This is a genomic window from Streptomyces odonnellii (assembly GCF_000981895.1).
In the GTDB taxonomy this organism is placed as follows: domain Bacteria; phylum Actinomycetota; class Actinomycetes; order Streptomycetales; family Streptomycetaceae; genus Streptomyces; species Streptomyces odonnellii.
Genome location: NZ_LATD01000329.1, coordinates 1 through 8,598, shown reverse-complemented (window position 1 = coordinate 8,598; position 8,598 = coordinate 1). Strand labels below are relative to the sequence as shown.

Sequence of the window (8,598 nt, the reverse complement as noted above, 5' to 3'; positions counted from 1 at the left end):
CACCACCCCCGGCCCGTCACCGTCGCAGCGCTACCGCCCCCGGACCCGTACCGGCCACTCCGGTTCCGCCGTGCCCTCCTCCGTCACCCGCTTCACCCGCACCTCGCCGTCCACCATGCGCGAGGTGTACCGCTCCACCTCCGCCTTCGCCCAGCCGTCCCCCGGGTCCCGCACCACCAGACCGCCGCCCGCGCGCCCCACCGCGGGAGCCCAAGCCTCCAGTTCCGGCCCGCCGTCCGCTCCCCGTACCGGGATCACCGCACCCGCCCGGGCCAGTACCGGGATACGGGACCGGGGTGCCTCCAGCGTCACCTGACCGGGACCGTCGTACACCTGCTCCGTGGCCATGTCGTACCAGCGCCCGCGCGGCAGCCGCACCGTCCGCCGGTGCGCGCCCTGCTCCAGCACCGGCGCCACCAGCAGCGAGTCCCCGAGCAGAAACGCGTCCTCGCAGTCGCGCAGCGCGCGGTCCTCCGGCGCCCCCCACCACAGCGGCCGGGCGTACGGCGCCCCGGTCAGCCGGGCGAGCTGGGCCAGCGTCACGAAGTACGGCCTCAGCCGCTCCCGTTCGACGAGCGCCGCTCGCGCGTACTCCAGCGCCTCGATGCCGAACTCCCACGGCTCCCTGCGCCCCGCGTCGATCGCCGCGTGCGTACGGAACAGCGGCAGATACGCCCCGAGCTGGAACCAGCGCAGATACAGCTCCGGCGACGGGCTCCCGTCGAAACCGCCCACATCGGGCCCCGAGTACGGCACCCCGCACAGCCCGAGCCCCAGCACCAGAGAGAGCGACGCGCGCAGCCCCGGCCACCCCGTCGCCACATCGCCCGACCAGGTGCCCCCGTACCGCTGCATGCCCGCCCAGCCGGAGCGCGAGAAGAGGAAGGGGCGCTCGTCGGGACGCAGCCGCCGCAGCCCCTCGAATCCGGCCCGCGCCATCGTCAGCCCGTACACGTTGTGGGCCTCACGGTGGTCCCCGCCCCTGCCCTCCAGCCGGTGCCTGGCCGAACGCGGCAGCGTCGTGTCACCGAACGGGGCGAACGACACCGGCTCGTTCATGTCGTGCCACACCCCGGCGAAGCCCTGCGCCAGCCGCTCCTCGTAGAGCCCGCCCCACCACTCGCGCACCGCGGGATCCGTGAAGTCCGGATAGACGCACTCGCCCGGCCAGACCACGCCCTGTATGTCCCGCCCGCGCGCGTCCTGGACGAACGCCCCGGCCGCCGAACCGCTGTCGTACACCGCGTTGCCGCTCTCGGCCTTCACCGCGGGATCGACGATCGAGACCAGCCGCACCCCGTCCGCGCGCAGCTCCTCCGCCAGCCCCGGCAGATCGGGGAAGCGCTCGCGGTCGACGGTGAAGACCTGATGCGCGTCGTAGTGATCGATGTCGAGATGGACCGCGGACAGCGGCAGCCCGCGCTCCCGGTAACCGGCGACGATCCGCCGCACCTCCCGCTCGCTGCCGAAACCCCACCGCGCGTGCTGCGGACCGAGCGCCCAGGACGGCGGCGGCGTGGCCGCTCCGGTCAGCGCCGTCCAGGCGTGCAGGACACGCGCGGGCGTACCGGTCACCACCCAGCAGCGCAGCGGCCCGCCGTCCATCCGCAGCTCGCTCGTACCGGGCCGGTCGTGCCCCGAACCCTCGCCCTCCTCGCCCTCCCGGAGAGTGACCCGGCCGTCCCAGGAGTTGTCGTGGAACGCGAGATGCGTCCCGCCGTCGGCCACCACGAGCTGGACCGGCATCGTCACATAGAGCGGATCGTCCTCGGGCCCGAAGCGGCCACCGGGATCGGTGTTCCACAGCCGGTACGTACCGTCCCGCAGCCGTGGCCCGGAAGCCCGGCCGCCGAGCCCGAAGAACCGCGCGTCCGCCGCCACCTCGGTCCGCTGCACCCAGCGCGCCGGACCGCCTGCCACCGGCTCCCACCAGCGCGGCGGCAGCTCGCGGCGCAGCACCACGCCGCCCGGCGTACGGACCTCCACCCCGCCGTGGCGCGAGACCGCCACCGTCACGCGCTCCGACACCACCCGCCAGCCGCCGTCCGTGTCCGGCTCCAGAGCGGCCCGGGTGTCCGGCTCCGGCGGGGCGCCGGCCAAGGCGTACGACGGCAGCGGCTCCGCGCCGTCCCACCCCCAGAACACCGCGCCGCCCACCGTGACGCACACATGCAGCTCCGCGCGCGCGAACCGTACGGTGCCACCGCCCGGCAACGGGTCCGCGCCGCTGACCGGCCCCGGCACCCTGGCCCGCTCCACGCCGCGCGGTGCCAGCTCTCTGGCGTCCGTACGCCGTTGGCGCCACGCCGACCGTATGGCGCGCAGCCCCCGCACCGAACCGACAACTCTCATCGAACGCACCAGTTCACGACCGTCCATGCTGCTCAGCCTGCCATCAGGCCCAGGGGCGAGGTGCATCGTTCAACTCCCGTTCACCCGTGGCGGGAGCACATATCCGGACGGCCGGCCATGGGTGATGACACCTGGTGCGAGGGTCGATCCCATGGCATCGTCCCTGTCAGCCGCGTCACGCGCACACCCTCGCACGTGCGCGACCGACGCACACCAGCGTCGAGCAGAAGCGTGTACACCAGCGCCGGACACATCGGCGCCGAGCCCGCCGGGAGCCGCCCCATGACCGCAGCAGCAAGCCCCGAACCCCTCTGGCAGCCGGATCCCGACCGTATCGCCGCGGCGCGCGTCACCCGCTTCCAGGCCTGGGCGGCGGAGCGGTTCGGTGCACCGGCCGAGGGCGGTTACGCGGCGCTGCACCGCTGGTCCGTCGACGAGCTCGACACCTTCTGGAAGGCCGTCGCCGAATGGTTCGGGGTGCGCTTCTCCACTCCGTACCGGCAGGTCATGGGTGACCGCACCATGCCCGGTGCCCAGTGGTTCCCCGGCGCCACCCTCAACTTCGCGGAACACGCGCTGCGCACCGCGGAGGACCCGGCCCGCGCACATGACCCGGCGATTCTCCATATGGACGAGACACATGAGCTGCGCGCGGTGAGCTGGTCCGAGCTGCGCCGCCAGGTGCTCTCCCTCGCCACCGAACTGCGCGCCCTCGGTGTGCGGCCGGGCGACCGCGTCAGCGGCTATCTCCCCAACATCCCCGAAGCCGCGATCGCCCTGCTCGCCACCGCTGCCGTCGGCGGCGTCTGGACCTCCTGCGCCCCCGACTTCGGCGCCCGCAGCGTCCTCGACCGCTTCCAGCAGGTCGAGCCCGTGGTGCTGTTCACCGTCGACGGCTACCGCTACGGCGGCAAGGAGCACGACCGTACGGGCACCGTCGCCGAACTCCGCCGCGAACTGCCCACCCTGCGCGCCGTGGTCCACGTACCGCTCCTGGGCACCCCGGCCCCCGAGGGCGCTCTCGAATGGCCGGCCCTCACCGCCGGAGCGATGAGCACGTCCGAGGGCATTTTCGAACAGGTCCCCTTCGACCACCCGCTGTGGGTTCTCTACTCCTCGGGCACCACCGGCCTGCCCAAGGCCATCGTCCAGTCTCAGGGCGGCATCCTCCTGGAACACTTCAAACAGCTCGGCCTCCACTTCGACCTCGGCCCCGAGGACCGTTTCTTCTGGTACACCTCCACCGGCTGGATGATGTGGAACTTCCTTGTCTCCGGCCTGCTCACCGGCACCACGATCGTGCTGTACGACGGGAGCCCCGGGTACCCGTCCGTCGACGCCCAGTGGGGCGTGGCCGAGCGGACCGGCACCACCGTCTTCGGCACCTCAGCCGCCTATGTGATGGCCTGCCGCAAGGCGGACGTACACCCCGGCCGCGACCACGACCTGTCCCGGGTGACCTGCGTCGCCACCACCGGCTCACCGCTGCCCCCCGACGGCTTCCGCTGGCTCCATGACGCGGTGGCCGAGGACCTGTGGATCGCGTCCGTCAGCGGCGGCACCGACGTGTGCAGTTGCTTCGCCGGGGCCGTGCCCACCCTCCCCGTCCACATCGGCGAACTCCAGGCGGCCGGCCTCGGCACCAACCTCCAGGCCTGGGACCCGCAGGGCAAGCCCGTCATCGGCGAGGTCGGCGAACTGGTCGTCGCCGAACCCCTGCCGTCCATGCCCGTCCGCTTCTGGAACGATCCCGACGGCAGCCGCTACCGGGACAGCTACTTCGAGATGTACCCCGGTGTCTGGCGCCACGGCGACTGGATCACCGTCACCGACCGCGGCTCGGTGATCATCCACGGCCGCTCCGACTCCACCCTGAACCGGCAGGGCGTCCGGATGGGCTCCGCCGACATCTACGAAGCCGTCGAACGCCTCCCCGAGATCCGCGAGTCCCTGGTCATCGGCCTGGAGGAGCCGGACGGCGGCTACTGGATGCCGCTCTTCGTCCACCTCGCCCCGGGCGCGGCTCTCGACGACGCCCTTCGCGCACGCGTCAAGGAGACGATCAGGGAGCAGCTCTCCCCGCGCCATGTCCCGGACGAGATCATCGAAGTGCCCGGTATCCCGCACACCCTGACCGGCAAGCGCATCGAAGTCCCCGTCAAGCGCCTCCTCCAGGGCACGGCCCTCGCCAAGGCCGTCAACCCGGGCTCCGTCGACAATCTCGACCTGCTGCGGTTCTACGAGGAGCTCGCCCGCACCCGCCAGTGACCGTCCCCGTCCCCGCCAGTGACCGCGCGCACCGCCGGTGTCGCCCGCCGCCCTCGGCTGCTGCTCGTGTGACCGCCGCCGTCAGAAGCCCATTGTCAGACCCCTCGGTTACGGTCAGTGAGTAGTGACCGACAGTATCCAGGACAGTACCCAGGGGGAGACATGACGCACACCGAGCAGCACCGGCAGACCGGACAGCGGCGGCGGTCCGGCGGCCCGAGGAATTCCGGGCCCGGCCACCCCGCGCCCCAGCCGACGGCCAGGACGATGCGGCGCAGACTGCGCCGCGAAGTCCCCAGCACTGTCGGCCTGCTCGCCGACGAACAGGACTTCACCGCGATGCGGCGGTACGGCAGCTTCCCCTTCGACGACCACTCCGGCTATCTGCGCCAGATCGACGGCCTGCTCACCTCCCTGGCCTCCCAGGGCGTGCACACCACCGTCGGACTCTTCGACCCCGAGGAGTACGCGGAGTACTGCGCCGAGACCGGGATCGACCCGGACTCGCCGGTCAGCCGCAGCCGCTTCACCGCCGGAATCCCCGCCACCGGCGCCGCCGTCACGTATACGGGCCAGCCTCTCGACCGGCTAGTTCCCCTGCTCATCGGCACCGCCGCCCGAAAAGCGACCTGGGAGTACGCCACCACCGTCCTGGCCGATCTCGGAGAGTGCGCGGACTGCGGCCAGGACATCGGACGCGCCGCCTTCGACCGGGCCTCCCACACCCTCGTACGGCTTCTCGAAGGAGCCGGACCCGGCACGCACCACCTGGTCTGCAGTGTCCCCGCCGCCGGCGAACAGCTCCTCGCCGTCCTCCAAGCCGACCGTCCCGAAGGCGCACCCGCGCTGCTCGACTCCTCCGAAGGCGCCGAATTCGTCAGCCTGCTGGCCCTGGGCATCGCCCTGGAGAGCCCCGGGGGAGTGGTCCTCCGTACGACCCGGCCCGACGCCCCCGACCGTCTGCACGGCTGGCGCCTCCACCGCGACACTCTCGTACCGCTCACGGAGGCCGAGGTCTTCAACGCGTACTGCACCGACGCCGACACCGGAGAGCCACTCCCGCCGGAGCCGGACGTCGAATACCGCGCGGGATTCGGCCTTCACCTCGACGACACCGGCACCCATCACTGAACCACCCATCACTGAAGCCGCCGCTGAACCACCCGCCACCGAACGCGGGAAGGGGCTTCTCGCCACGCCCCGGCGAGAAGCCCCAGCTCTCGATTCCCGTATCGATTCCCGGCCGGCAGCCGGTAATTCGGGATCATCGGCGAGCACGGATCACTCGCCGGACAACACCGCCTGCGCGGCCTTCCTGGCCTCATCGGCGGTGTCCGCGGCCCGCGCCGCGGCAGCGGCACGCTCGCACTGCGCGAGTGTGTGCTGCGCCAGCGCCGACCGTACATACGGAATGGACGCCGCGCCCATCGACAAGGAGGTCACACCCAGCCCCGTCAGCACACAGGCGAGCAGCGGATCGGAGGCCGCCTCACCACACACCCCACAGCTCTTGCCCTCGGCCCTGGCACTCTCGGCCGACATCGCCACCAGATCGAGCAGTGCGGGCTGCCACGGATCCTGCAACCGCGACACCGCACCCACCTGCCGGTCCGCGGCGAAGGCGTACTGCGCCAGGTCATTGGTCCCCAGCGAAAGGAACTCGACCTCCTGAAGAATCGAACGAGCCCGCAGCGCAGCCGAGGGAATCTCCACCATGGCACCGAACTTCGCGCTCAGCCCCGCCTCACGGCAGGCGTCCGCGAACGCCTTCGCGTCCGTACGGTCCGCCACCATCGGCGCCATGACCTCCAGATGCACCGGAAGCCCCTCGGCGGCCTTCGCCAGCGCGGTCAACTGCGTCCGCAGCACATCGGGATGCTCCAGCAGACTCCGCAGACCACGCACCCCCAGGGCAGGATTCGGCTCGTCGGCGGGAGTGAGGAAGGCGAGCGGCTTGTCCGCGCCCGCGTCCAGGACTCGTACGACCACCCGGCCCTCCGGGAAGGCCGCCAGCACCGTCCGGTACGCCTCGACCTGCTTCTCCTCCGACGGCGCCCGCCCGCTGTCGTCCAGGAACAGAAACTCCGTACGGAACAGCCCGACACCCTCGGCACCTGCCTCGACAGCGGTCGGCACATCCGCGGGACCGCCGATGTTCGCCAGCAACGGCACCTGGTGCCCGTCCGATGTCGCACCCGGACCGGTGGAAGCGGACAGCGCGGCCTTCCGCGCGGCAGCGGCCCGTTCCAGCTCCGCCCGCTTCTCCGCGCCCGGCTCGACGAAGATGTCACCGGTACTGCCGTCGACCGCGATCACCGTGCCCTCGGCCAGCTCCTGCGCACCCGGCAGCGCCACCACCGCGGGCACCCCGAGCGCCCGCGCCAGAATCGCGCTGTGACTCGTCGGCCCGCCCTCCTCGGTCACAAACCCCAGCACCAGAGCCGGATCGAGCAACGCCGTGTCCGCGGGCGCCAGATCGCGGGCGATCAGTACATACGGCTGGTCGCTGTCCGGCACCCCCGGCATCGGAACGCCCAGCAGCCGGGCGACGATACGATTCCGCACATCATCCAGGTCCGCGACCCGACCGGCCAGATACTCACCGGCGTTGGCGAGCAGCGCGCGGTACGAGGCGAACGCGTCGTACACACCGCGCTCGGCCGTACTCCCCACCGCGATCCGCCGGTCCACATCGGCCATCAGCTCGGGGTCCTGAGCCATCATCGCCTGTGCCTCAAGGACGCCCTGGGCCTCGCCGCCGGCCAGATTGCCGCGAGCGATCAGATCGGCCGCCACCGCCTCGACGGCCTGCCGGGCCCGCCGCTGCTCCCGCTCCGCGTCCTCCGCCGGAATCTGCTTGGCCGGGGGCTCTAGCATCGCCGTACCCATATGCCTGACCTCGCCGATCGCCACCCCGTGACTGACCCCGACGCCTCGCAGCGTTGTCTTCATCTCACGCGTCTCCGGTTATGCGGCGAGCAGACCGCCGCGAGGGAAGTGCGACAAGCGCCCCGCGCTCGTCCCTGACATACGGCATCGGTGTCACTGCCATCCGAACAGTGTGTCGCCGGTCTTCACCTCGCCGTCCTCGCGGATGTCGGAGAGGGCTTCGGCCGTGGCTTCGAGCGCGACAACAGGGCAGATCGGTGACTTGGCCGCGGCCTCGACGGCGACCGGATTCCAGCGCACGACCCCCTGACCACGCGCGACCGTGTCCCCCTTCTCGACGAGCAGCTCGAACCCCTCGCCATTGAGCTGCACGGTGTCGATACCCAGGTGCGTCAGTACGCCACGGCCCTCGCCGTCCACAACGACAAAGGCGTGCGGATGCAGGGAGACGACAACCCCGTCAACGGGAGACACCGCCTCGCCCGGCTCCCGCACGGGATCGATGGCGATACCGGGACCGACCATCGCGGCGGCGAAGACGGGGTCCGGTACGGCGGCGAGTCCGATGACTCGGCCTGCCAGTGGGGCGGTCACGAGGGTCATGGGGTGCCTCCCAGGGGCGGGGGGTTGGGTCCGCTGTCACCGTCTGTGAGGGGACAACGTGCTGTTCAGAAGGGTAAGTCATAGGAAGTGCCGGTTCCGCGGGAGACCTGCCGGTTGGCAGACCGTGCGGCAGGCCGGAAACGATTTGCCTGCGCCGGTCGACGGCATGTAGGGTCGAACCCCTGCTTGACCCCAACGCGACTTGAGTCGGGGGTCGGCGGCATCTATCAATTCTTGACCCCAACCCGGATGTGGATTCGCATGCCTGCGAATCGGTGGTCGGGGAGAGGGAAAAGGACTGATAGAGTCGGAGACGCAAGGCCGAAGGGAAAAGCCCGGAGGAAAGCCCGGAAGGGTGAGTACGAAGGAAGCGTCCGTTCCTTGAGAACTCAACAGCGTGCCAAAAGTCAACGCCAGATATGTTGATACCCCGACCGGTGGGAACGGTTTCTGTTCCGGCAGGTTGTGGTTCCTTTGAAGAAGAAT

General features: G+C 71.0%; 5 protein-coding genes. 2 read left to right on the top strand and 3 right to left on the bottom strand.

The annotated features are described in order from the left end of the window. Window positions 1-30: 30 nt before the first annotated feature. On the bottom strand, window positions 31-2,379 hold the full coding sequence (locus WH07_RS27935) for a glycoside hydrolase family 31 protein (RefSeq protein ID WP_046505801.1): 2,349 nt from the start codon (window positions 2,377-2,379) through the stop codon (window positions 31-33). A gap of 255 nt (window positions 2,380-2,634) precedes the next feature. Between WH07_RS27935 and WH07_RS27930 the strand changes: the two genes are divergently transcribed. Continuing rightward, window positions 2,635-4,620 carry an acetoacetate--CoA ligase gene (locus tag WH07_RS27930; protein ID WP_046505803.1) on the top strand — a complete coding sequence of 662 codons (1,986 nt, stop codon included), beginning with the start codon at window positions 2,635-2,637 and terminating at the stop codon, window positions 4,618-4,620. A gap of 162 nt (window positions 4,621-4,782) precedes the next feature. Beyond that, window positions 4,783-5,751 carry a hypothetical protein gene (locus WH07_RS27925; RefSeq protein ID WP_046505799.1) on the top strand — a complete coding sequence of 323 codons (969 nt, stop codon included), beginning with the start codon at window positions 4,783-4,785 and terminating at the stop codon, window positions 5,749-5,751. Window positions 5,752-5,901: 150 nt separating this feature from the next. Here WH07_RS27925 and ptsP read toward each other — a convergent pair whose 3' ends face one another. Then, window positions 5,902-7,572: a phosphoenolpyruvate--protein phosphotransferase gene (gene ptsP / locus WH07_RS27920; RefSeq protein WP_046505796.1), complete on the bottom strand. Its 1,671-nt coding sequence runs from the start codon at window positions 7,570-7,572 to the stop codon at window positions 5,902-5,904. Window positions 7,573-7,662: 90 nt separating this feature from the next. After that, window positions 7,663-8,112, bottom strand: coding sequence for a PTS sugar transporter subunit IIA (locus tag WH07_RS27915; protein WP_046505794.1), 450 nt, complete (start codon window positions 8,110-8,112; stop codon window positions 7,663-7,665). Window positions 8,113-8,598: the final 486 nt, after the last annotated feature.